Below are 2,153 nucleotides of genomic sequence, written 5' to 3'. Positions count from 1 at the left end.
CTGTCTTTTGCTTAAAATTATTTTGTTTAGAATAAAAATACCAACAACCCACCCCCTTAACCGCAAAATTCTTCTCTTAATTTAGCCTGTAGTTAATAAAAAGTCAGTCAAGTTGAATAATTAATATTAAGATATCCGATGAAAAAATATCTACTAATAATAGCAGTCGTTTTTATAATATTGGGGTGCGGTAGTGATGATTCTGACAGTGATCCTGTATTAGGTTTTATAATTAAGGCCGATACATTGACTAAATATGATTCATCTATGTCATATAATATCAGCCTTGATAGTACTGATTATACAGGTTCATATGCAGTTATCTATAATGGAAGTATTGGTAATACAAGTTATGTCGGAATTGCACTCAGCGATGATCCTTCAAACGAGGGTTTTAATATGAAGATATATTTTGAGAGTTCTTCTATTGGAGAGAGTCATTCAATCAACGATAGCAATTCTACAATAAACATAAATGACGGAGGTACAACATATACATGGGGTTCAGGTTCCCTTACATTGAGTATAAGTACAGAAGATAACAGTACTTATACTATTGGGGCATCAGGCTCGGCAACAGTAAATAGTGGAGAAACATTAACAATCACCAATATAACCGCCGTAAAGGTGCCCTATGATTAGAATAAATGATAATACAATTATTATTGATAATACAATTGCGACGCTTGAGGATAAGAGAGATTTGCAAATAGCCTTTATAAGACTTATGAATGAGGGATATGATGAGATTCGAATTGACATGATGAGGACTTCTCATCTACCATCAGAGTTAATAGGCTTTCTTCTTGATAAGAAAAGGGAAATGCTTAAAAATGGGATGATTATGAAGATTATTGCGATTAACGAAACCCTGAGGAAGCTCTTTGACAATATTGAAATAAGTAAGTTCCTTAACCTGTAGCCATGTGCTTTTCATCGATTTAGATTCCAGCGTTTGAGACGTCATGTATATAGCTTGCTTTATTTTGTTTGTTCAAAAGTGATGTGTTTATCTCATTTAAATCTCATAATGTTTGGACTATTGTTCCCGGGAGATACGAATCCCTTCTTGCCAATGAACTCCTCTTTTCCCATACTTAAAAGCAATTCTTGATCATCTTTTGTCTTTGCCCAGCATCTCCTGGCATCATCAAGGCGAGCGATGATAATCGCATTATCTGGCTTGCCCTGGCGGTCGTGTATCACAGTATAGGTCTCCACAGTCGCCGGACCTTCTGGCGCCTCGCATATTTCCGGGCTATCCATATCTTCAATCTTCTGTTGGATATCCGGGAATCCTGATCTGTCCCATGGCCTTTGTGGTTCTATCCCACTATAGATTCCTGCAGCATGCTTTGTTATAAACCAGCCTAGAGCTGAAATATATCCAAAGTTATTCGGATTTTTTCGCAACATTTCCACTGCCTGTGCTATTGCATGCATGGAATAATTATTCCCAGCTCCACCAAAATAGGGCAATCCACCTGTTATTGTAAGTGGAGGTAGAGTATTTAGATCCATACCCATTGATTTTGCTGCAATGATTGGTGCGCATGGAAAACAGCTATATAGATCGAAAAAATCTATTTGATCAAGTGTGATTCCTGCCATCTCAAGCGCGGTCTTGGATATCTCCCTGATAGCTGGGCTTATGGTATAACTTACTCTATCTGACACAAACCACTTGTCATTAGCTTCTGCCCCTCCGTGTAAGTAGACCCATTTATTTTTTGGGATGGAAAGCTTTTCAGCGATTTCATTGCTTGTAACTATTACTCCTGCAGCCTGATTCACATTCATAATTGAGTTCATGAATTTCGGATAAGGGAAGCCTATCATCCTGTTTGCATCAGTGATCTGGCCTATCTCTCTGCTGCTCTTCTTTTCTCTAAACCAAGCATAGGGATTTTCTGAAGCTATATTGGAAAACTCTGCACAAAAATCAGCAAGATTTTTATTATGTTCTTCGATACTTATCCCCTTTTCAGCCCTTAAGGCATTTTCAAAAAGAGGATATATTTGAATTGGGTACATAGCACCATGAATCTTTTCCTGTGTATTTACTCCTTCATGTTCTTCTTCAATAATATTACTTAATAGACCTCCTTCACTACCGGGCCAGGAGAGTTGACGATTTGAACTCATGGCTTTTG

Annotated in this window: 3 protein-coding genes; 2 read left to right on the top strand and 1 reads right to left on the bottom strand. The window is 37.6% G+C overall.

Annotated features, from left to right (window positions below; genetic code table 11):
• The first annotated feature begins 138 nt into the window (after window positions 1-138).
• Together SVZ03_06115 and SVZ03_06110 are read left to right on the top strand one after the other, a co-directional pair.
• Window positions 139-642, top strand: a complete 504-nt coding sequence (locus tag SVZ03_06115; GenBank protein MDY6933784.1) for a hypothetical protein — start codon at window positions 139-141, stop codon at window positions 640-642.
• A complete protein-coding gene (locus tag SVZ03_06110) occupies window positions 635-922 on the top strand; it encodes a hypothetical protein (protein ID MDY6933783.1) in 288 nt (95 codons plus the stop codon). The genes SVZ03_06115 and SVZ03_06110 overlap by 8 nt, the downstream gene beginning before the upstream one ends.
• 92 nt (window positions 923-1,014) lie before the next feature.
• Here the strand turns inward: SVZ03_06110 and SVZ03_06105 are convergent.
• Window positions 1,015-2,153 (bottom strand): acetyl-CoA acetyltransferase (locus tag SVZ03_06105; GenBank protein MDY6933782.1); only part of this gene is annotated, 1,139 nt, incomplete at its 5' end.

This window comes from Spirochaetota bacterium (assembly GCA_034190085.1).
GTDB lineage: Bacteria > Spirochaetota > UBA4802 > UBA4802 > JAFGDQ01 > JAXHTS01.
This window is presented reverse-complemented; position numbering and strand designations above follow the sequence as displayed.